This window comes from Paraburkholderia eburnea, from assembly GCF_002917095.1.
Taxonomy (GTDB): Bacteria; Pseudomonadota; Gammaproteobacteria; order Burkholderiales; family Burkholderiaceae; genus Paraburkholderia; species Paraburkholderia eburnea.
In genome coordinates, this window is record NZ_PQGA01000001.1 from 16,252 (window position 1) to 38,422 (window position 22,171).

General features: G+C 62.8%; 22 protein-coding genes and 1 tRNA gene. All 23 read right to left on the reverse strand.

Going from position 1 to position 22,171, the window contains the following annotated elements:
- Positions 1-10 precede the first annotated feature (10 nt).
- The 23 genes from B0G62_RS00100 to B0G62_RS00210 all read right to left on the reverse strand — a co-directional run bounded on the left by B0G62_RS00100 (position 11) and on the right by B0G62_RS00210 (position 22,047).
- On the reverse strand, positions 11-1,132 hold the full coding sequence (locus B0G62_RS00100) for an acyl-CoA dehydrogenase family protein (protein ID WP_103701370.1): 1,122 nt from the start codon (positions 1,130-1,132) through the stop codon (positions 11-13).
- A gap of 11 nt (positions 1,133-1,143) precedes the next feature.
- Positions 1,144-2,340 carry an acyl-CoA dehydrogenase family protein gene (locus B0G62_RS00105; protein WP_103701372.1) on the reverse strand — a complete coding sequence of 399 codons (1,197 nt, stop codon included), beginning with the start codon at positions 2,338-2,340 and terminating at the stop codon, positions 1,144-1,146.
- Positions 2,341-2,404: 64 nt separating this feature from the next.
- A complete protein-coding gene (locus tag B0G62_RS00110) occupies positions 2,405-2,884 on the reverse strand; it encodes a DUF1178 family protein (RefSeq protein WP_103701374.1) in 480 nt (159 codons plus the stop codon).
- A 265-nt stretch (positions 2,885-3,149) separates the two neighbouring features.
- On the reverse strand, positions 3,150-3,755 hold the full coding sequence (locus B0G62_RS00115; protein ID WP_103701376.1) for an NUDIX domain-containing protein: 606 nt from the start codon (positions 3,753-3,755) through the stop codon (positions 3,150-3,152).
- Between the two features lie 119 nt (positions 3,756-3,874).
- A complete protein-coding gene (locus tag B0G62_RS00120) occupies positions 3,875-4,177 on the reverse strand; it encodes a DUF2818 family protein (protein ID WP_103701378.1) in 303 nt (100 codons plus the stop codon).
- Complete coding sequence (gene nuoN, locus B0G62_RS00125; protein WP_103701380.1) at positions 4,177-5,649, reverse strand: NADH-quinone oxidoreductase subunit NuoN; 1,473 nt, start codon at positions 5,647-5,649, stop codon at positions 4,177-4,179. Before nuoN ends, B0G62_RS00120 begins: the two co-directional genes overlap by 1 nt.
- A gap of 24 nt (positions 5,650-5,673) precedes the next feature.
- Positions 5,674-7,173, reverse strand: coding sequence for an NADH-quinone oxidoreductase subunit M (locus B0G62_RS00130; protein ID WP_103701382.1), 1,500 nt, complete (start codon positions 7,171-7,173; stop codon positions 5,674-5,676).
- Between the two features lie 13 nt (positions 7,174-7,186).
- Positions 7,187-9,235: an NADH-quinone oxidoreductase subunit L gene (gene nuoL / locus B0G62_RS00135; protein WP_103701384.1), complete on the reverse strand. Its 2,049-nt coding sequence runs from the start codon at positions 9,233-9,235 to the stop codon at positions 7,187-7,189.
- An 11-nt stretch (positions 9,236-9,246) separates the two neighbouring features.
- A complete protein-coding gene (gene nuoK, locus B0G62_RS00140) occupies positions 9,247-9,552 on the reverse strand; it encodes an NADH-quinone oxidoreductase subunit NuoK (protein WP_006052894.1) in 306 nt (101 codons plus the stop codon).
- 20 nt (positions 9,553-9,572) lie between these two features.
- A complete protein-coding gene (locus B0G62_RS00145) occupies positions 9,573-10,283 on the reverse strand; it encodes an NADH-quinone oxidoreductase subunit J (protein ID WP_103701386.1) in 711 nt (236 codons plus the stop codon).
- Positions 10,284-10,457: 174 nt separating this feature from the next.
- The gene (gene nuoI, locus B0G62_RS00150; protein ID WP_103701388.1) at positions 10,458-10,946 is read right to left on the reverse strand and encodes an NADH-quinone oxidoreductase subunit NuoI; all 489 of its coding nucleotides are present in this window, start codon (positions 10,944-10,946) and stop codon (positions 10,458-10,460) included.
- Between the two features lie 11 nt (positions 10,947-10,957).
- Entirely contained in the window at positions 10,958-12,022 is a 1,065-nt protein-coding gene (gene nuoH, locus B0G62_RS00155; RefSeq protein ID WP_103701390.1) for an NADH-quinone oxidoreductase subunit NuoH, read from the reverse strand.
- Positions 12,023-14,356, reverse strand: coding sequence for an NADH-quinone oxidoreductase subunit NuoG (gene nuoG / locus B0G62_RS00160; protein WP_103701392.1), 2,334 nt, complete (start codon positions 14,354-14,356; stop codon positions 12,023-12,025).
- Positions 14,357-14,479: 123 nt separating this feature from the next.
- The gene (gene nuoF / locus B0G62_RS00165; RefSeq protein ID WP_103701394.1) at positions 14,480-15,808 is read right to left on the reverse strand and encodes an NADH-quinone oxidoreductase subunit NuoF; all 1,329 of its coding nucleotides are present in this window, start codon (positions 15,806-15,808) and stop codon (positions 14,480-14,482) included.
- Complete coding sequence (nuoE, locus tag B0G62_RS00170) at positions 15,805-16,290, reverse strand: NADH-quinone oxidoreductase subunit NuoE (protein WP_103701396.1); 486 nt, start codon at positions 16,288-16,290, stop codon at positions 15,805-15,807. Before nuoE ends, nuoF begins: the two co-directional genes overlap by 4 nt.
- A 153-nt stretch (positions 16,291-16,443) precedes the next feature.
- Complete coding sequence (locus B0G62_RS00175; protein ID WP_103701397.1) at positions 16,444-17,697, reverse strand: NADH-quinone oxidoreductase subunit D; 1,254 nt, start codon at positions 17,695-17,697, stop codon at positions 16,444-16,446.
- Between the two features lie 9 nt (positions 17,698-17,706).
- Positions 17,707-18,312, reverse strand: coding sequence for an NADH-quinone oxidoreductase subunit C (locus tag B0G62_RS00180; protein ID WP_103701399.1), 606 nt, complete (start codon positions 18,310-18,312; stop codon positions 17,707-17,709).
- 23 nt (positions 18,313-18,335) lie between these two features.
- A complete protein-coding gene (locus tag B0G62_RS00185; RefSeq protein ID WP_027819582.1) occupies positions 18,336-18,815 on the reverse strand; it encodes a NuoB/complex I 20 kDa subunit family protein in 480 nt (159 codons plus the stop codon).
- Positions 18,816-18,887: 72 nt separating this feature from the next.
- Positions 18,888-19,247, reverse strand: coding sequence for an NADH-quinone oxidoreductase subunit A (gene ndhC / locus B0G62_RS00190; RefSeq protein ID WP_027819583.1), 360 nt, complete (start codon positions 19,245-19,247; stop codon positions 18,888-18,890).
- A gap of 166 nt (positions 19,248-19,413) precedes the next feature.
- Positions 19,414-19,498, reverse strand: a tRNA-Leu gene (locus B0G62_RS00195).
- Between the two features lie 111 nt (positions 19,499-19,609).
- Entirely contained in the window at positions 19,610-20,011 is a 402-nt protein-coding gene (secG, locus tag B0G62_RS00200; protein WP_103701401.1) for a preprotein translocase subunit SecG, read from the reverse strand.
- 93 nt (positions 20,012-20,104) lie between these two features.
- Complete coding sequence (gene tpiA, locus B0G62_RS00205) at positions 20,105-20,887, reverse strand: triose-phosphate isomerase (RefSeq protein WP_103701403.1); 783 nt, start codon at positions 20,885-20,887, stop codon at positions 20,105-20,107.
- A gap of 143 nt (positions 20,888-21,030) precedes the next feature.
- Complete coding sequence (locus B0G62_RS00210) at positions 21,031-22,047, reverse strand: NAD(P)H-quinone oxidoreductase (RefSeq protein ID WP_103701405.1); 1,017 nt, start codon at positions 22,045-22,047, stop codon at positions 21,031-21,033.
- Positions 22,048-22,171: the final 124 nt, after the last annotated feature.

The following is a 22,171-nucleotide window of genomic DNA, read 5'->3' on the forward strand; positions in this document are numbered from 1 at the left end:
TACGTCACGCTCAAGCAGCAACCTGCGCGAAACCCGGCAGCGAGGCGAAGCGTTCGAGGTGATAGTCGACGTCGCCGAGCGTGGTTTCGATAATCGCGAGACGCTTGAACAGATGCGCCGCCGCGACCTCGTCGGTCACGCCCATGCCGCCGTGCAACTGCACCGCCTGCTGGCCGACATAGCGCGCCGCCTGTCCCACGCGCGCCTTCGCCGCGGAAATCGCGCGGCGGCGCTCGTCGGGCGATGCGCTACTGTAGCGCGCCGCCGCGAGATACGTGAGCGAGCGCGCCTGCTCGCCGTGAATCAGCATTTCGGCCATGCGGTGCTGAAGCGCCTGGAAACGCGCGATCGGCACGCCGAACTGCTGGCGCGTTTTGGTGTACTCGACCGTTGCGTGATTGAGCGCGTCGATCGCGCCGACGGCTTCCGCGCACAGCAGGAAGGTGGCGTAATCGGCGATCTGCTCCCAGGCGGCCGCGCCCGTGCTGCCAAGGCGCCGCGCCTGCGCGCCGTCGAACTTGAGCGTGGCGGCGCGCTGCCCGTCGATGGTGCGATAGTCGCTCACCGTCACGCCAGGCGCACCGCGCGCCACGACGAACAGCGCCACTTCGTCCGCCAGACGCGCCGGCACGATCCAGTAATCGGCCTGCGCACCGTGCTGGACGACCGACTTGGCGCCATTGAGCGCGAAACCGTCGCCGGTTTCCTTCGCCGTCGTGGCAAGCTCAAACAGGTCGTAGCGCGCGCCGGGTTCGTGGAACGCGGGCGCCAGCTTGATTTCGCCGGAAGCCACGCGTTCGAGCAGCGCGGCGTTATCGGCATCGTCCGCGCCCGCGAGCTTGAGCGCTTCGATACCCACGGCGCTCGCCCAGTACGGCTCGACCACGAGCGCGCGGCCCAGCTCCTGCATGACCACGAGCATGTCGAAGGGCGTACCGTCAAAGCCGCCCTGCTGCTCCGGCACCGGCAGCGCGGTCAGCCCCAGTTCGACGAACGCGTTCCAGTGCGTGCCCGATACACCCTCGGGCGTCTTCACGATCGCCCGGCGCGCTTCGAAGCCGTAGTTCTTGTCGAGATAGCGACGCAGCGCGTCGGCGAGTTGCTGTTGCTCTTCGGTGAAATTGAAGTCCATTGCGCCGCTCCTCAAATCCCCAGAATCATCTGCGCGATGATGTTCTTCTGGATTTCGTTCGATCCGCCGTAAATCGACGTCTTGCGGTAATTGAAGTAGTACGCCGCGAGCGGGGCCGCGTCGTCGTCGCCCGCAGCCGAATGCGCGTGCTCGCCCTCCAGGAAAGCCGGATCGAACGGCGCGGCAAGCGGGCCGACCGCATCGACCATCAGTTCGGTGAGCGCCTGCTGGATCTCGGTGCCCTTGATCTTGAGCATCGACGCCTCGGGGCCAGGGCCGCGCCCGTTGTTGCTGCTCGCAATCACCCGCTCGGCGGTCACTTCGAGCGCCATCAGCTCGATTTCAACGGCGGCCACGCGCGACGCGAAGACCGGATCGTGCAGCAGCGGCTTGCCGTTCTTCTTCTGGTTGAGCGCGACGTGCTTGAGAAACGCGAGTTCGCGGTTCGACGCGCCCACGCGCGCGATGCCGGTGCGCTCGTGGCCGAGCAGATACTTCGCGTAAGTCCAGCCGCGATTCTCCTCGCCGACGAGGTTCTCCACCGGCACCTTCACGTCCTCGAAGAACACTTCGTTGACCTCATGGTCTTCGTCGAGCGTGATGATCGGGCGCACGGTGATGCCGGGCGTCTTCATGTCGATGAGCAGGAACGAGATGCCCTCCTGCTTTTTCGCGGCGGGGTCGGTGCGCACGAGGCAGAACATCATGTCGGCGTGCTGGCCGAGCGTGGTCCAGGTCTTCTGCCCGTTCACGACGTAGTGATCGCCCTCGCGTACTGCACGCGTGCGCAGCGAGGCGAGATCGGAACCCGAGCCCGGCTCCGAATAGCCCTGGCACCACCAGTCTTCGCCCGACAGAATACGCGGCAGATAGCGGCGCTTTTGCGCCTCGTTGCCGTACTTCATGATCACGGGCGCGACCATCGACACGCCGAACGGCAGGACCGGCGGCGCGCCGATGCGACCGCACTCGGCGTCCCAGATGTGGCGCTGCGTTTCGGTCCAGCCGGGGCCGCCCCATTCGGCGGGCCACGCGGGCGCCGACCAGCCTTTGGTGCCGAGCAGCTTGTGCCAGTTCGCGATGTCATCGCGACTCAGGCGTTTGTGGTTGAGAACTTTGGCGCGCGCGTCCTGAGGCACGTTGGCCTCGAGCCAGCTGCGGACTTCGGCGCGGAATGCGTCGTCGGTAGGGGTGTAGTCGAGATCCATGCGGTTTGTCTCCTGGCCGCGGCTGGTTGGGCGCGAACCCGAACCGCGGCGAAGACCCGCATGGCTATTGCAGCGGACCCTTCAGCGCGGCCGGTACCGGCAGCGGCATCACATCGATGCCTTCTTCGACGAGGGCTCGCGCATCCTCCGCGGAAGCGACGCCGCGAATATTGCGCGCCGGCGCTTCGTTGTAGTGCATGCGCCGGGCTTCCTCGGCGAAACGGTCGCCTACGTTCTCCGTTTTCTCCAGGACCTCGCGGATCGCGCGCAGCGCTTGCGCCTGCCATTGCGCGGCTGGCCCGGCATGGTGTGCCTGGCCGTCCGCGTTGGCGGCCGACGCAACCGACGACGCTGCCGATGACCCGGCACTCGTTGCGCCCGACAGATTCAGTCGGGGCGCGGACGGCACGCGGGCCACGTTGGTGGCGCCGCACATCGGGCATTCGACGAGTTTGCGCGAAAGCTGCGATTCGAAATCGTCAGCGGAAGCGAACCAGCCTTCAAACCGATGGCCGTCTGGGCACTGTAAATCGAGGACCTTCATGGGGAATCGAGGCTTGCGTTGGAGTGTAGCGCAAAATGAAAATTTGTGAACGATCGTTCGTAAAATTTCCGGGAGGGGAAAACACCGATGCCGTGCGGTTTTCGCATTCAGTGACAAAGCGTCCCGGCCGATCGGTGGTCGATTGTAGCGCCGCGCGAGTCGGCCCGCTTGCCTTTGCCTGCAGCAACAATGTGGCGCCGATGTGAAAACGGCAGCCTTGCGGGCCGCCGTTTTCGTAACACCTGAACCGCCTGCCGGACGGCAATCAGCCCTTATCGGGCTGTCCCAGCGGCCAACTGCCTGACAGCGCCTTTTCGAGCCAGAACGTGCCGATGATGGTCTTCACGTCCGTGATCTTGCCCTCGCGCACCCAGCCGAGCAGTTCGGGCAGCGTCGCGGTAAAGGTTTCCAGGAATTCGCCCTCGTCGAGCTTCGACTCGCCCGCCGTCAGGCCGCGCGCGAGATAGATGTCGATGAACTCCGTCGAGTACGAAATCACCGGATGGATCTTCGTGAGATAGATGTACTCGCGCGCTTCGTAGCCAGTCTCTTCCTTCAGTTCGCGCTTCGCGCAGGCGAGCGCCCCTTCCTGCGGATCGAGCTTGCCCGCCGGGAATTCGGTCATCACGCGCGCCAGCGGATAACGGTACTGGCGCTCCATCAGCACGCGGCCATCGTCGAACAGCGGGATCACCATCACCGCACCCGGATGCTGGACATATTCGCGCGTCGCGCGCTTGCCGTCGGGCAAGGCCACGGTGTCGCACTTGAGCGTCAGGAATTTGCCCGCGTGGAGCGTCGTGCTTTCCACACACGTCTCGGCGAGCGCGGGATCGTGCGTCTCGTCGTGCTTCTGATGGTCGGCAGCCATGTTCAACCTCGGGAGGATCGGAAATAAGGACTGAATGCGCAGAGGCGCGGAAAAACCGCGCTGCAATCGAAAATACAGGCGCCCCGCTGTCGAGCGAGGCGCACCGCATTGCCGTCGGACTACGCCAGACGGCGTTTGACGAGATATTGCCAGGCGAAGCCGGGGAACGCGAACACGACAAACAGACTGAACGTGATGGCGTAGAACTGCCAGCCCTGGTCGAAGCGGTTACCGGCGCGCGCTTCCAGCAGGAAGCCGAACGCACCGACCACGAAATACAGCACGATCAGCTCGGCGATGCGGACCCACGCGCTCTTTTTAGGCGCGCGCATCGGCAGAAGGCCGAACAGACGTTGATTGAGAAACGGCAGGTTGGCGCCCGCGAGCGCCAACAACACGATAAACCAACCGGCTGCCGACATTACAGAGGCAGCGTGTGCGTCACGGCCTGCAGGCACAGCGACATCAGCGGGCCCGGGATGATGCCGAGCACGAGCACGGCCACACCGTTGATCGTCAGCAGCGCGCGGTTGCTTGCGTGGCTCACGATCGGCGAGGTGTCCTGCGGCGCATCGAAGTACATTAGCTTGACGATGCGCAGGTAGTAGAACGCGCCGAACAGCGACGTGACCACGGCAAGGATGGCGAGCCACGTGAGGCCGGCGTTCATCGTCGCTTCGAGCACGGCGAGCTTCGCGTAGAAGCCGACCGTCGGCGGAATACCGGCGAGCGAGAACATCACAAGCATCATGACGAACGCGAGCATCGGGCTGCGATGGTTCAGGCCCTTGAAGTCGTCGAGCGTTTCCGCTTCGAAGTCGCGGCGGGCGAGCATCATCACCACGCCGAACGCGCCGAGCGTCGTGATCAGGTAGACGATGCTATAGAACATCGCCGAGCTGTACGCACTGGCGGCGCCCGTCGCCTTGTTGTCGACGATGCCGGCAAGCAGCCCAAGCAGCACGAAGCCCATGTTCGAAATCGCCGAGTACGCCAGCATGCGCTTGACGTTGCGCTGGACGATACCCGTGATGTTGCCGACGATCATCGACAGCGCCGCGAGGATAATCAGCATTTCCTGCCAGTCCACGGCCAGCGGCAACAGACCCATGACGAGGAAACGCACGGCCCACGCGAATGCCGCGACCTTCGGGCCGCCGCCAGTGAGCAGCGTCATCGCCGTCGGTGCGCCCTGATAGACGTCCGGCACCCACATATGGAACGGCACCGCGCCCATCTTGAACGCCACGCCTGCGACCACGAACACCACGCCGAACAGCAGCACGATATCGTTGATGTGACCCGAGGCGACCGCCTTGAACACGTCGGAGAGGTCGAGCGAGCCCGTCGCGCCGTACAGCATCGAGATGCCATAGAGCAGGAAGCCCGACGCGAGCGCGCCCAGCACGTAGTACTTCATCGCGGCTTCGTTCGACTGCGAGGCGTCGCGGCGCAGCGCGATCAGCGCGTAGAGCGACAGCGACATCAGCTCAAGGCCGAGGTACAGCGTGAGGAAGTTGTTGCCCGAGATCATGACGATCTGGCCGAGCAGCGAGAACATGCCAAGCAGGAAAAACTCGCCCCGGAACAGGTCGCGGTCTTCGAGATACTTGCGCGAGTACACGATCGACACGGCATAGCCGAGCGTGACCACCGACTTCATCGCACTCGCGAACGGATCGACCACATACATGCGCGTGAAGAAATAGCTCACGTGCGGATCGAAGGCGTTCACCGCGAACCAGACGCCGGCGATGATGGTCGTCAGCAGCGCGATGAAATAGGTCGTACGCCGGCCGGAAGGACCGGTGAACGTGTCGTTGAGCCACGCGACGATGATGCCGGCGAGTACCAGCGCATCGGGTAGCAGAGCGTACATAGGGGCGTTTGGCATGATCTTTTGTTCCTCCGCTCGGTATTACTGTGACAGCGGCAGTTTCGACACTGCGACGTGGGAGAGGAGGTTTTCCACGGATACGTGCATCACATCGGTAAAGGGCTTCGGGTAGATGCCCATGAAGAGCGTAAACAGCGCGAGCACGACGAGCATCCCGTACTCCCGGCTGTTGATGTCCTTCAGCTCGCGAACGTGATCGTTCGAGATGGCGCCGAAGTACACCCGCTTGTACATCCACAACGTATAGGCCGCGCCCAGGATCAGCGTGAACGCCGCCCCGAATGCGATCCAGAAGTTGAACTTCACAGCCGCCAGAATCACCATGAATTCGCCGACGAATCCCGAGGTGCCCGGCAAGCCGCAGTTGGCCATGGCGAACAGCATGGCCAGCGCCGCGAACTTCGGCATCGTATTCACGACGCCGCCGTAATCGGCGATCTGCCGCGTATGCATGCGGTCATACAGCACCCCAATGCACAGAAACATGGCGCCCGAGACGAAGCCGTGCGAGATCATCTGGATGATCCCGCCTTCGACCGCAAGCTGGCTCGACGGGCCGAACATAAAGAAGCCGAGCGTGACGAAGCCCATATGGGCGATCGACGAATACGCGACCAGCTTTTTCATGTCCGACTGCACCATCGCCACGAGGCCGATATAGATCACAGCGATCAACGACAGCGTGATGATGACAGGCGCCAGATAGTGACTCGCGTCCGGCGTCACCGGCAGCGAGAACCGCAGGAAACCGTACGCGCCGAGCTTGAGCATGATGGCGGCCAGCACGACCGAGCCGCCCGTGGGCGCTTCGACGTGCGCGTCCGGCAACCACGTGTGGACCGGGAACATCGGCACCTTCACCGCGAACGCGAAGAAGAACGCGACGAACAGCAGAATCTGCGGCGTCATCGCAATCTTTGCGTCCTGCCAGGCGGCAAGCTCGAACGTGTGCGTTACACGGTACAGATACAGCAACGCGATCAGCATCAACAGCGAGCCGGCCAGCGTGTACAGAAAGAACTTGAAGGCTGCGTACACGCGGTTCGGGCCGCCCCAGATCCCGATGATGATGTACATCGGGATCAGCGTGGCTTCGAAGAACACGTAGAACAGCAGGCCATCGGCGGCGCAAAAGACGCCGATCATCAGACCCGACAGGACAAGGAAGGCGGCGAAATACTGCGCGACGTCTTCCTTGATGACCTGCCAGCCCGCGATCACTACGATCACGGTGATGAGCGCCGTGAGCACCACGAACCACATCGCGATGCCGTCGACGCCCAGGTGATAGGCAATGTTGAAGCGGTCGATCCAGACCGACTTCTCCTCGAACTGCAACGCAGCCGTGGTGGTGTCGAAGCCCGAAACGAGCGGCAACGTAACAAGGAAACTAAGCACTGAACCGATGAGCGCGAGCCAGCGGGCTCGGCCCGGGTTCCGGTCGGAACCCACTACTAAAACGATGACGCCGAAGATGATCGGCATCCAGATCGCAATACTGAGAATCGGGGTTGCGTGCATGCGTTTCCTCGCCTTATTTGCCGCTGAGCGTTACAAACAGGGTAAGGAGGCCAAGCATGCCAATAATCATGGCGAATGCGTAGTGATAGATATAGCCGGATTGCAGGAAACGAATGACAGTTGCAAACCAGCCGATAAACTTGGCGCTCCCGTTCACGACGCCGTCGATCACGACAACATCGCCCTCCTTCCACAGACCGCGACCGATCGCGACTGCTCCGCGAGCGAAGACGATTTCGTTGATCTTGTCGAGGTAATACGCATTTGCCAGCAGCTTGTAGACCGGCGAGAACGTGCGTTGCACCACCGCCGGCAGATCCGGGCGCTTCATGTAGAAGAACCACGCCACCACCACACCCGCGAGTGCAAGCCAGACCGGCAGACCCGAGAACGCATGCGCGCCCATCGCGGCCCAGCCCTGGAACTCATCTGCCATCTCGGTCAGACCCGGATGGTTCTGGCCGATAAAGATCACCTTGTCGAACGCCACGCCGTTCTGGAAGAACGAACCGAACAGCAGCGGCTGGATCGCATACGCGCCGGCGATGATCGACGGAATCGCGAGCAGCACGAGCGGCACCCAGATCACCCACGGCGATTCGTGCGGAACGTGCGCGTGATGGTCGTCGTGGCCATGATCGCCGTGAGCCGAATGCGCCGCTTCGATCGCCATCGGCGATTCCGGATGCTTCGGACCGCGGAAGCGCTCTTCACCGTGGAACACGAGGAAGTACATGCGGAACGAGTACAGCGCCGTCACGAACACGCTCGCCACGACCGCGAAGTACGCGAAGCCCGAACCCGCCAGATGCGAGAGCTTCACGGCGTCGATGATCGAATCCTTCGAGTAGAAACCCGAGAAGAACGGCGTGCCGATCAGCGCGAGCGAACCGACCAGCGACGTGATCCATGTGATCGGCATGTACTTGCGCAGGCCGCCCATGTTGCGCATGTCCTGGTCGTGATGCATGCCAATGATGACCGAACCCGCACCGAGGAACAGCAACGCCTTGAAGAACGCGTGCGTCATCAGGTGGAAAATAGCCACCGGATAAGCCGACACGCCGAGCGCGACCGTCATGTAGCCGAGCTGCGACAGCGTCGAGTACGCGACCACGCGCTTGATGTCGTTCTGCACGATGCCGAGGAAGCCCATGAAGAGCGCGGTGATGGCGCCGATCACGACGATGAACGAGAGCGCTGCGTCCGAGAGTTCGAACAGCGGCGACATGCGCGCGACCATGAAGATACCGGCCGTCACCATGGTGGCGGCGTGGATCAGCGCGGAGATCGGCGTCGGGCCTTCCATCGAGTCGGGCAGCCAGACGTGCAGCGGGAACTGCGCCGACTTGCCCATCGCGCCGATGAAGAGGCAAATACACGAGACCGTCAGCAGGTTCCACGAGGTGCCCGGGAACGTCAGCGCCGCGAGTTCGTGGCCCTTCGCGAACACGTCGTTGTAGTTCAGCGAGCCGCCGTACGCGAGCAACAGACCGATGCCCAGCAGGAAGCCGAAGTCGCCCACGCGGTTCACGAGAAACGCCTTCATGTTCGCGTAGATGGCGCTTTCACGCTTGAAGTAAAAGCCGATCAGCAGGTACGAAACCAGACCCACCGCTTCCCAGCCGAAGAACAGCTGCAGGAAGTTGTTGGCCATCACGAGCATCAGCATCGAGAACGTGAACAGCGCGATGTACGAGAAGAAGCGCTGGTAGCCCTCTTCGTCCGCCATGTAGCCGATCGTGTAGATGTGCACCATCAGCGACACGAAGGTCACGACGATCATCATGAGCGCGGTGAGCGAGTCGATCAGGAAGCCCACTTCGAACTTCAGGCCGCCCACCGACATCCATTCGTACACGGTCGCGTTGAAGCTCGCGCCGTTCAGCACGTCGAAGAACGTCATGCACGAGAGCACGAACGCCACCGCGACGCCGAGAATGGTGACCGTATGCGCGCCAGCGCGCCCCACCGTCTTGCCGAAAAGACCGGCGATCAGGGAACCGGCCAGCGGGGCCAGCGGAATTGCCAGCAGCAAGTTTTCGTTGAGTGTCGTAGCCATAGCAGCCTGCCTTAACCTTTGAGCTGATCGAGATCCTCGACATTGATCGTGTCGAGGCTGCGGAACAGAGTCACAAGAATAGCCAGACCAATTGCAGCTTCCGCCGCCGCAACTGTAAGCACGAAGAACACGAAAATCTGTCCGTGAACGTCACCGAGGTAATGCGAGAACGCGACGAAGTTCGTGTTCACCGCCAACAACATCAGTTCAATCGCCATCAGGATGATGATGACGTTGCGCCGATTCAGAAAGATGCCGACGATCGAGATCGCAAAAAGGATCGCGCCGAGGACGAGGTAATGGGCCAGGGTCAACATAATGGTTCGCTCCTTCGCGCTTAGCTCTTCGTTGCGGGCGCGGCCGGGGCGGCGCCAGGCGCGGCCGCCGGTGCTGCCGCAGCGGCGTCTGCCGGCGCGGGTTCCTCGACTTCCGGCACTTCGACCACGGCCTGCATCTTGACGATGCGCACGCGATCCTTGGCCCGCACGGCGACCTGCTTCGACACGTCCTGGCGCTTGCTGTCCTTCGGTTCGCGCACGGTCAGGCCGATTGCCGCAACGATCGCCACCAGCAGCACGAGGCCGGCGACTTCGAAAGCGAAGATGTAATCGGTGTAGATGATCTTGCCGATCAGATGCGTGTTCGACATCGCACCCGACGACACCGCCGCGAGCGAGCCATCCGCCACCGGCGTGGTGGTTGCGCCATAGCCGTGCCAGAGGATCAGCGCGGTTTCGACCACCATGATCGCGCCGACGATGGTCGCGACCGGAATGAAGCGCTTGAAGTCGCGGCTCAGTACGTCGACGTTGATGTCCAGCATCATCACGACGAACAGGAACAGCACCATCACCGCGCCCACGTAGACGAGCACCAGCAGGATCGCGAGGAATTCGGCCTCCAGCAGCATCCAGACCGCAGCCGCGTTGAAGAACGCGAGCACGAGAAAGAGCGCGGACGAGACAGGATTGCGCGCGGTGATCACCTTCATGCCTGATAGCGTGAGCAACAGCGCGAAGATGTAGAACAGGACGGTCGTGAATTCCATGATTACTGGTTCATCGTTGAGGCCATCATAAGGCGGATTGCGCGGCGCAGGCTGGCGGCCAGACCAGGAAGCGTCGCGCCGCGTCGGGCGGCATGCGGAGTCGCGGCATTTTCAGGCGCAGGCGTGCCCCGCAGCCGGCCCGCACCGCGGGCCGAAGCAGCGTCAAACTGAAGATCAACGGTACGGTGCATCTGCTGCCTTGTTCGCCGCGATCTGCGCTTCGTAGCGGTCGCCGACGGCCAGCAGCATTTCCTTCGTGAAATACAGATCGCCGCGTTTCTCGCCGTGATACTCGAGAATGTGCGTTTCGACGATCGAATCGACCGGGCAGCTCTCTTCGCAGAAACCGCAGAAGATGCACTTGGTCAGGTCGATGTCGTAGCGCGTCGTGCGGCGCGTGTTGTCGGCGCGCACGTCCGATTCGATGGTGATGGCCATCGCCGGGCACACGGCTTCGCACAGCTTGCACGCGATGCAGCGCTCTTCGCCATTTTCATAGCGGCGCAGCGCATGCAAGCCGCGAAAACGCGGCGACATCGGGGTCTTCTCCTCCGGGAACTGCACCGTGAACTTGCGCCTGAAGGTGTAACGACCCGTCAGCGCGAGGCCCTTGAGCAGCTCGGTCAGGAAGAACGTCTTGAAGAACTGTTGAATAGCGGTCATTTCGTCGCCCCTTATTTCCAGATGCTCAACGGCGACATATACCAGAAGCCAACCACGATCAGCCACACCACGCACACCGGAATGAACACTTTCCAGCCCAGGCGCATGATCTGGTCATAGCGGAAGCGCGGGAACGTCGCGCGGGCCCAGATGAAGACCGACAGGAAGAAGAAGGTCTTCAGCACGAGCCAGAAGATGCCCGGGATGAAATCGAGGAAAGCGAACGGTGCGCTCCAGCCGCCAAGGAACAGCACCGACGTGAGCGCCGAAATCACGATCATGTTGATGTACTCGGCGAGGAAGAAGAGCGCGAAGCCCATCCCCGAGTAATCGACCATGTGGCCCGCGACGATTTCCGACTCGCCTTCCACCACGTCGAACGGATGGCGGTTGGTTTCGGCGAGGCCCGAGATGAAGTACACGACGAACATCGGCAGCAGCGGCAGCCAGTTCCACGACAGGAACGTGATGCCCCAGCTCGCGAACATGCCATGCATCTGCTGACGCACGATGTCCGAGAGATTCAGGCTGCCCGACACCATCAGCACCACGACGAGCGCGAAGCCCATCGCGATTTCATACGACACCATCTGCGCCGCGGCACGCATCGCGCCGAGGAACGCGTACTTCGAGTTCGAGGCCCAGCCCGCGAGAATCACGCCGTAGACGCCGAACGACGAGATCGCCATCACGTAGAGCAGACCCGCGTTGATGTCGCCGAGCACCGCGCCCGCCTGGAACGGAATCACCGCCCAGACCGCGAAGGCCGGCACCACCACCATGATCGGCGCGACCATATAGACCCAGCGGCTCGCCTGGGCGGGCTGGATCACTTCCTTGAGCAGCAGCTTCAGCACGTCGGCGATCGGCTGCAGCATGCCGCCGGGGCCGACGCGGTTCGGCCCGAGACGCACGTGCATCCAGCCGATGAGCTTGCGTTCCCAGAGAATCAGGTACGCCACGCACAGCAGGATCACTACCGCGACGACGAGAATGCGCACCAGCGCCCACACCGTGGGCCACGCCACGCCGAGCAGCTGGCTGCCGCCTGCATTGATCGTATCGAACAAGCTCATTTACGCCTTCTCCACCAGCAGTTCACCGAACAGGCTGCCGAGCTGCGCGCCGGCCGGCGTTGCCGCCGACAGACGCACGGCCGTCGGCGCAAGATTCGCATCGCGCGTCGCGGGCACCGTCACCGACAGCTCGCCCTGGCGCACGCGCACGGCGTCGCCTTCCTTCAGGCCGAGCTGGTCGAACAGCGCGGCCGGCAGGCCGACCGTGTTCGCCACGCGCGCGGCCGTCGTGAGGTGCAGCGCTTCGGAGCGGCGCACGATCGGGTCGGCGTGATAGATGGGCACATCGGCGATACGCTCGAAGCGGCCTTCCACAGCCTTGGCGACGCTGCCGCGTGCGACCGTGGCGCCGGTCTTGTTCGACAGACGCGCTTCGAAGCTGCCGTCGCCGATTGCCTTGCGGCGCACTTCCTCAGCGGCGTCGTATTCGAAACCCGGCAAGCCGAGCAGCGTGCCCAGCACGCGCAAGACCTTCCAGGCCGGACGCGTATCGCCGAGCGGGCGCACGACGCCGTTGAAAATCTGCACGGTGCCTTCGGCGTTGACGAAGGTGCCCGACGTTTCCGTGTACGGCGCGATCGGCAGGAGCACGTCGGCGTAGTCGAGACCGGTCTTGAACGGCGAGAACACGGCGACCATTTCCGCCTGCGCGAGCGCGGCGCGCGCGGCAGCCGGGTTGGCCGTGTCGAACTCGGGTTCGACGTTGAACAGGAGGTAACCCTTGCGCGGCTGCTCGAACACTTCGCGTGCATTCAGGCCGTCGCGGCCCGGCAGTGCGCCCACGAGATGCGCGCCGACCGTGTTGGCGGCTTCCGTGAGGAAGCCGAGCGTTGCGCCCGTCGTTTCGGCGATGAACTGCGCGGCGGCGTGCAGACGCGAGAATTCCGGATGCTGGACCGCGGCATTGCCGAGCAGCACGAAGCGGCGCTCGCCGCTTGCGAGCGAGGCAGCCACCTGCTTTGCGGCGTCGCTCGCTTGCGCGCCGGCGAAACCTTCGGGCACGGCCACGCCCTTCGCTTCGGCGACAGCGGCGGCGATCGCAGCGAGTTCGTCGAGCCATGCCGAGGGCGCGGCGACGATGCGCTGCGCGTTCGGGATCAGCGAGCCGTCGCCGGTCGCGTTCAGGAACGACACCTGTGCGCCACCCTTCGCGGCCTGGCGCAGACGCGCGGCAAAGAGGGCGTGGTCGCGGCGCAGGAACGAGCCGACGATAAATGCGGAATCGGCATACGAGAGATCGGCGATCTTCGTGCCGAGCCACGGCGCGCCTTCGAGCGGCGCCGAGAAGTCGCTCTGGCGCAGGCGGAAATCGACGTTCGGCGTGCCGATCGCGTCCGCGAGCTGCTTCACGAGATGCAGTTCTTCCAGCGTGCTATGCGGGCTGACCAGCGCGGCGAGCATGCTCTCGCCATGATCGTCGCTGATGCCGCGAATGCCCTTGACCACGTAGTCGAGCGCGGTCTGCCAGTCGGTCTCGACCCACTCGCCGCCCTGCTTGATCATCGGGCGCGTGAGACGGTCTTCGGCGTTCAGGCCTTCGTAGGAGAAGCGGTCCTTGTCCGAGATCCAGCATTCGTTGACGGCTTCGTTCTCGAACGGCAGCACGCGCATCACGCGGTTGTTCTTCACCTGCACGACGAGGTTCGCACCCGTCGAGTCGTGCGGGCTCACCGACTTGCGGCGCGACAGTTCCCACGTCCGCGCCGAGAAGCGGAACGGCTTGCTCGTGAGCGCGCCGACCGGGCACAGATCGATCATGTTGCCCGACAGTTCCGAATCCACGGTCTTGCCGAGGAAGGTGCTGATTTCCGAGTGCATGCCGCGGCCCAGCATGCCGAACTCCATCACGCCGGCGATTTCGTCGCCGAAGCGCACGCAGCGCGTGCAGTGGATGCAGCGCGACATCTCTTCCATCGAGATGAGCGGGCCGACGTTCTTGTGGAACACGACGCGCTTTTCTTCGCTGAAGCGCGACGCCGACTTGCCGTAACCCACCGCCAGATCCTGCAGCTGGCACTCGCCGCCCTGATCGCAGATCGGGCAATCGAGCGGGTGGTTGATCAGCAGGAATTCCATCACGGCTTGCTGACCCTGCACGGCCTTGTCCGACGTCGTGCGCACGACCATGCCTTGCGACACCGGCGTGGCGCATGCGGGCACGGCCTTCGGCATCTTTTCGACATCGACGAGACACATCCGGCAGTTGGCCGCGATCGACAGCTTCTTGTGATAGCAGAAGTGCGGAATGTACGTGTCCACGCGCTGCGCAGCCTGGATCACCATGCTGCCCTCGGGCACCTGCACCTTCTTGCCGTCTATTTCAAGTTCAACCATGATGGTTAATCGTCCCTAACCTGTTACCGCTCAATTTCACAGCGGCATTCCCCGCTTTCGTCGCCGTTGCGTCGTGCTGCGGTGAACGCACCACGGCACCACGCGCCATCCCTACCCGCCTTCTCAGGCGGCCACGGTCTCCGTAGCCGCGTGCGAGCCGGCGTGACCGCCGACGAGACAACGCTTGTTGTGCACGTGATATTCGAATTCGTCCCAGTAATGCTTAAGCATGCCGCGCACCGGCATGGCCGCCGCATCGCCGAGGGCGCAGATCGTACGGCCCATGATGTTGCCCGCCACCGAGTTCAGGAGATCCAGATCTTCCTGACGGCCAAGGCCGTGCTCGATACGGTTCACGACGCGATAGAGCCAGCCCGTGCCTTCGCGGCAAGGCGTGCACTGGCCGCACGACTCTTCGTAGTAGAAGTACGAGAGACGCAGCAGCGAGCGCACCATGCAGCGCGTTTCGTCCATGACGATCACGGCGCCGGAGCCGAGCATCGAGCCCTGCTTGGCGATAGAGTCATAGTCCATGTCCGTCTGCATCATCAGGTCGCCCGGAATGACCGGCGCCGACGAGCCGCCCGGAATCACGGCCTTGAGTTTCTTGCCGCCGCGCACGCCGCCGGCGAGTTCCATCAGCGTCGCGAACGGCGTGCCGAGCGGAATCTCGTAGTTGCCCGGACGCTCGACGTCACCCGAGATCGAGAAGATCTTGGTGCCGCCGTTGTTCGGCTTGCCCAGTTCCATGTAGGCCTGCGGGCCCACGGTCAGCAGGAACGGCACGGCTGCGAAAGTTTCGGTGTTGTTGATCGTGGTGGGCTTGCCGTACACGCCGAAGCTCGCCGGGAACGGCGGCTTGAAGCGCGGCTGGCCCTTCTTGCCTTCGAGCGATTCGAGCAGCGCGGTTTCCTCGCCGCACACGTACGCGCCATAGCCATGGTGCGCGTGCAGCTGGAACGAAAAGTCCGAGCCAAGAATGTTGTCGCCCAGGAAACCCGCGGCGCGCGCTTCGTCGAGCGCGGCCTCGAAGCGGCGATACACCTCGAAGATTTCGCCGTGGATGTAGTTGTAACCCACGGTGATGCCCATCGCGTATGCGCCGATGGCCATGCCTTCGATCACCGCATGGGGGTTCAGGCGCAGGATGTCGCGGTCCTTGAATGTGCCGGGTTCCCCCTCGTCCGAATTGCAGACGAGATACTTCTGGCCCGGGAACTGACGCGGCATGAAGCTCCACTTCAGGCCGGTCGGGAAGCCCGCACCGCCACGGCCGCGCAGACCGCCCGCTTTCACGTCGGCGATCACCTGCTCGGGCGGAATCTTTTCTTCGACGATACGGCGCAGCTGGGCATAGCCGCCGCGCGCCACGTAGTCTTGAAGATGCCAGTTCTCGCCATTGAGGCCCGCGAGAATCAGGGGTTTGATGTGACGGTCGTGCAACGCAGTCATTTGGCAAGCTCCTCGAGCAGCTGGTCGATCTTCTCGCGGCTCATGAAGCTGCACATGCGGTGGTTGTTCACCAGCAGCACCGGTGCGTCGCCGCACGCGCCCATGCACTCACCTTCTTTCAAGGTGAACTTGCCGTCGGGCGTGGTTTCGCCGAAGTCGATTCCGAGCTTCTGCTTCAGATATTCCGCGGCGCCTTCCGCACCGCCATCCGGGCCGAGCTGGCACGGCAGGTTCGTGCAGAGCGTGATCTTGTGCTTGCCGACCGGCCGGGTCTCGAACATCGTATAGAAGGTGGCGACTTCCTGGACGGCGACCGGCGGCATACCGATGTAGTCGGCCACGAACTGCATCAGTTCGGGAGACAGCCAGCCATGCTCTTCCTGAGCCACGGCCAAAGCCGCCATCACGGCGGACTGTCGTTGATCGGCGGGGTACTTCGACAGCGCGCGATCGATTTCTTTCAGGCCTTCAGCTGAGATCATTTTCAGACACGACTCTTTCAATTCCTACCGTTTCAATTCCCGCCAGACAAACTCCTGCCGCGCGTTGTGCATTCCTGCTCGCTGCGACAGACGTGGCGTTCCCGGTATTTCGCCGCGCGCTCCGCACCTGCGGGCGCGCCGGCAGTTTGCTACCTAGCGGTCGATTTCACCGAACACAATGTCCTGCGTGCCGATGATCGTGACCGCGTCGGCAATCATGTGGCCGCGCGCCATTTCATCCAGCGCGGACAGGTGGGCATAACCCGGCGCGCGGATCTTCAGACGATACGGCTTGTTCGCGCCATCCGACACCAGGTAGATGCCGAATTCACCCTTCGGATGCTCGACGGCCGCATAAGCCTCGCCGGCGGGCACATGGAAGCCTTCCGTGAAGAGCTTGAAGTGGTGAATCAGCTCTTCCATGTTCGACTTCATGTTCACGCGCGAAGGCGGCGCAACCTTGTGATTGTCGACCATCACGGGGCCAGGATTCTTGCGCAGCCACTCAATGCACTGTTTCGCGATCCGGGTGGACTGGCGCATTTCTTCGACACGCACGAGATAGCGGTCGTAACAATCGCCGTTCACGCCCACCGGAATGTCGAAATCCAGCTGGTCGTAGACTTCGTACGGCTGCTTCTTGCGCAGATCCCACTCGATGCCCGAACCGCGCAGCATCGCGCCCGTCAGACCCAGTTGCATGGCGCGCTCGGGGCTCACCACGCCGATGCCCACGAGACGCTGCTTCCAGATACGGTTGTCGGTGAGCAGCGTTTCATACTCGTCGACACAGCCCGGGAAGCGCGTGAAGAAGTCGTCGATGAAGTCCAGCACCGAGCCCTGGCGCGCTTCGTTCATCTTCGCGAGCGCTTTCTCGTTGTGGATTTTCGACGCCTTGTATTGCGGCATTGCGTCCGGCAGATCGCGATAGACGCCGCCCGGACGATAGTACGCCGCGTGCATGCGCGCGCCCGACACCGCCTCGTAGACGTCCATCAGGTCTTCGCGCTCGCGGAACGCATACAGGAACACCGCCATCGCGCCGACGTCGAGCCCGTGCGAGCCGATCCACATCAAGTGGTTCAGCACGCGGGTGATTTCGTCGAACAGCACGCGGATGTACTTGGCGCGGATCGGCACTTCGATGCCGAGCAGCTTTTCGATCGCGAGCACATAGCCGTGCTCGTTGACCATCATCGACACGTAGTCGAGACGGTCCATGTACGGCACCGATTGAATGAAGGTCTTGCTTTCGGCGAGCTTTTCGGTCGCGCGATGCAGCAGGCCGATGTGCGGATCGGCGCGCTGGATCACTTCGCCGTCGAGTTCCAGCACGAGGCGCAGCACACCGTGCGCTGCCGGGTGCTGCGGGCCGAAGTTGAGCGTGTAGTTCTTGATCTCTGACATGCGACCCTCTTAGTGTTTCCTCAGACCACCGTAGCGATCCTCGCGGATCACACGCGGCGTGATCTCGCGCGGCTCGATCGTAACCGGTTGATAGACTACCCGCTTCTGCTCCGGGTCATATCGCATCTCGACATAACCGGAGACCGGGAAGTCCTTGCGGAACGGATGGCCAATGAAACCGTAGTCGGTCAGGATACGGCGCAGGTCGGGGTGACCTTCGAAGACGATGCCGAACAGGTCGAACGCTTCACGCTCGTACCAGTTGGCCGAATTCCAGATCTCTACGACGGAGGGCACGATAGGCACTTCATCGTCCGGCGCGAACACGCGCAGACGCAGACGCCAGTTATTCGTGATGGAGAGCAGGTGCGAAACGGCCGCAAAACGCGGGCCGTCCCAGACGCCGTCGCCATAGGTTTGATAGTCGACGCCACACAGGTCGATCAACTGTTCGAAGCGAAGCGACGGATTGTCGCGCAATTCCGTCGCAACATTCAGGTAATCTACCGATTTTATGACCAAGGTCAACTCACCGAGCTTCTCAGTGAGGCTGACGACGCGCGCACCAAGGGCCGCTTCGAGGTTCGCTTTCAGGGTCTCGAGTTTGCTTGCCATATTGTGGGGGAGGCGTTTGGCCTTTATTGACGGGCGATGGTGCTAGTGCGGCGAATCTTCGCCTGCAACTGGATCACCCCGTAGACGAGGGCTTCCGCCGTGGGCGGGCAACCCGGCACGTAGACGTCGACCGGCACAATGCGATCGCAACCGCGCACGACGGAATACGAGTAATGGTAGTAACCGCCGCCGTTGGCGCAGGACCCCATCGAGATGACCCAGCGCGGCTCGGCCATCTGGTCATAGACCTTGCGCAGCGCGGGCGCCATCTTGTTGCAGAGCGTGCCGGCGACGATCATCACGTCGGACTGACGCGGACTCGGACGAAACACCACGCCGAAGCGGTCGAGGTCGTAACGGGCCGCGCCCGCGTGCATCATTTCGACCGCGCAACACGCCAGGCCGAACGTCATTGGCCACAACGAGCCAGTGCGCGTCCAGTTGATCAGCTTGTCAGCCGTAGTGGTGACAAACCCTTCCTTCAAGACCCCTTCGATACTCATGTGCTTTCCACTCCAGCGGACGGCCTGCAGTGTCCCCACAGTGCCGCCCATGCTATCCGGCGATTTAACCCGTCATTCCCAGTCGAGGCCGCCCTTCTTCCAGATGTAGGCAAAGCCCAGCAGGAATTCGAGCAGAAACAGCATCATCGACAGGAAACCCGGCCAGCCGATGTCGCGCAGGGCCACGCCCCACGGAAACAGGAATGCCGTTTCGAGGTCGAAGATGATGAAGAGAATGGCCACGAGGTAATACCGTACATCGAACTTCATGCGCGCGTCTTCGAACGCTTCAAAGCCGCACTCGTACGGTGAATTTTTTTCGCTGTTGGGCCGATTGGGACCGAGGATCTTGCCGATACTGACCAACGCCACGCCCAGACCAAGACCTACAAGAAGGAATAACAGGACGGGGTAATAGGTAGCGAGGTTCAAGGCTATCCTCTATCGGTTGGTTCTGAGGTTCCGCAGGAGAACTTCTGGTCGCTCCGCGGGAAATGCTTTACGTGCTTCGCGCTGCGAACAAAACAAACACGACGTATAAAGCAAAAATGCCAGCCGAAGCTGATGAAGCAAGCGGCTGGCATTTTATCGAATACATTGGTGCCGACGGCGAGACTCGAACTCGCACAGCTTTCGCCACTACCCCCTCAAGATAGCGTGTCTACCAATTTCACCACGTCGGCACTACATGCAATCCGGGACAACAATTTATTGCAACCCGCGAATCGCTTCAAGACTTAAATTCTAACCTGTTCCCGCCGTTTGTTCAATGCACAAAAACAGATTTTTGAAACTTATTTCGGAACGTCGTTGCCAGGTGCCGAAGATGCGAGCGCCGCCGAAGCTGCTGCCGGAACGCTGACATTGGACGCTGCGGAAACACTCGCTGCGACCGGTGCCGAAGCCACGACCGGGGCTGGTGCCGAAGCGCCAAGCACGCCCGCCGAAGGCTTCGCATGATACGACCCCAGGTAAGTTAACGCAAGCGTCGACACGAAAAAGACCGTTGCGAGAACTGCGGTCGTACGCGACAGGAAGTTCGCGGAACCGCTTGCGCCAAAGAGGCTGCCCGACGCGCCGCTACCGAAGGCCGCGCCCATGTCCGCGCCTTTGCCGTGCTGCAGCAAGACGAGGCCGATCACCCCGAGCGCCGACAGAAGCTGGACGACGATAATCAACGTTTTCAAATACAGCATCACACTCACCTGAGTCCTGGTTGAACGCATCCTCCCGCGAGGATGCGCAGAATAAGCCGGCACGGCCCTCGCGAGAGGCGCCGTGGCGAACCTTTAGCCCGCGACGCTTGCGCCCGCCGTAGCGGCCGCGCAGATCGCGAGAAAATCTTGTGCCTTCAGCGACGCGCCGCCGATCAGGCCACCATCGATATCGGCCTGACGGAACAGCTCCGCCGCATTGTCCGGCTTCACGCTGCCGCCGTACAGCAGCGGCACGTCCGCCACGTTCGCGCCCTTGGCCGCGAGACGCGCGCGCAGGAATGCGTGCACCTGCTGCGCCTGCTGCGTCGTCGCGCTCCTGCCCGTGCCGATCGCCCAGACCGGCTCATACGCGACGACGATCTGCGCCGCTTCCTGCTCCGACAGCACCGCCAGCACCGCATCGAGTTGCGCGCCGACCACCTGTTCGGTCGCGCCGCTTTCGCGCTCTTCCAGCGTTTCGCCGACGCAGACGATCGGCGTGACGCCGGCCGCCAGCGCGCGCTGCGTCTTCACCGCGACGAGTTCCGGGCTTTCGCCGTGATACGCGCGACGCTCCGAGTGACCGACGATCGCAAAGCCAGCTTCGAAATCAGCGACCATGCCCGCAGCGACTTCACCGGTATAGGCACCCTGCTCGTGCGCCGAAACATCCTGCGAACCCCACGCCACCCGGCTGCCGCCGAGCAGCGCCTGCGCCTGCGCGAGATAGACAAACGGCACGCATACGCCGACGCGCACGTCAGCCGGCAGCGCCTGGGCACCCTGCGCGACGCCTTCGAGCAATGCTGCGTTGGCCGCCAGGCGGCCATGCATCTTCCAGTTACCGACTACGAGCTTCGATCGTTGTTTCGTCATTGTTTCGGTTGCTGTTAAAAGCGGACGCAAAACACATCATTTTACTGTGTGTAATTGAAGCGGGTCAAACCGGCCCGCCCCTCACACGCGAAAAATCGTGTCGAAAAAGTCAGGAAAATCAAGCACGAACCCTAAAGCGGCTGTTACGCCCCAGGATTCCAGTCGAGCACGATCTTGCCGACGTGCTCGCTGCTTTCCATCAGCGCGTGCGCTTCGGCGGCCTGCTCGGCCGGGAAGACCTTGTAGACGACCGGCTTGATGCGCCCGTCCTCGATCAGCGGCCAGACTTGCGCCTTCAGCTCGCCCGCGATCTGCGCCTTGAAGTCGACGGAGCGCGCGCGCAGGGTCGAACCCGTGATCGTCAGACGGCGGCGCAGAATCTCGCCCATGTTGATTTCGCCCTTCGAACCGCCGAGCGTCGCAATCAGCACGAGGCGCCCGCCCGTCGCGAGCGCCGACAGTTCGCGCGCCACATAACCGCCCGCCACCATGTCGAGGATCACGTCCACGCCGCGATCGTGGGTCAGCGCCTTGACCACTTCCACGAAGTCTTCGCTGCGGTAATTGATCGCGCGCTCCGCACCGAGCGCCTCGCAGGCGCGGCACTTGTCGTCCGACCCGGCGGTGGCGAACACGCGAAAACCCAGCGCGTGGGCGATCTGGATCGCCGTCACGCCGATACCGCTCGAACCGCCCTGCACCAGCAGCGTTTCATTCTCCCCGCCCTCGCCGCGGCCAAGCTGGGCACGCTGGAACACGTTGCTCCAGACGGTGAAGAAGGTTTCCGGCAGCGATGCGGCTTCGATATCGGTGAGTCCCCTGGGCACCGGCAGACACTGCCCGAGCGGCGCGACCGCATATTCGGCATAGCCGCCGCCCGCGATCAGCGCGCACACGCGATCGCCCAGTTTCAGGCCAAACGGATTGTGTTTTTCGTCGAGGTTGCCGCCGACGATCTCGCCTGCGATCTCCAGTCCCGGTAGATCGGAGATGCCCGGCGGCGGCGCGTAGGCGCCCTTGCGCTGGAACACGTCCGGCCGGTTCACGCCCGACGCGCTCACTTTGATCAGCACTTCGCCGGCTTTCGGCTCGGGTGTTGCGCGCTCGGCCAGCTTGAGCACGTCCGGTGCGCCGAATTCGGTTATCTCGATTGCCTTCATTTCGCGTCTCCCAAGGGCTTTGCGCCAAGGTGTGGATGGCGCTGCGCCCGCGACGCGGCACGCACAGCAATCCCACCTACATTCTCATAAAAAAACGGCCGGCGCGCTCATCGCGCTACCGGCC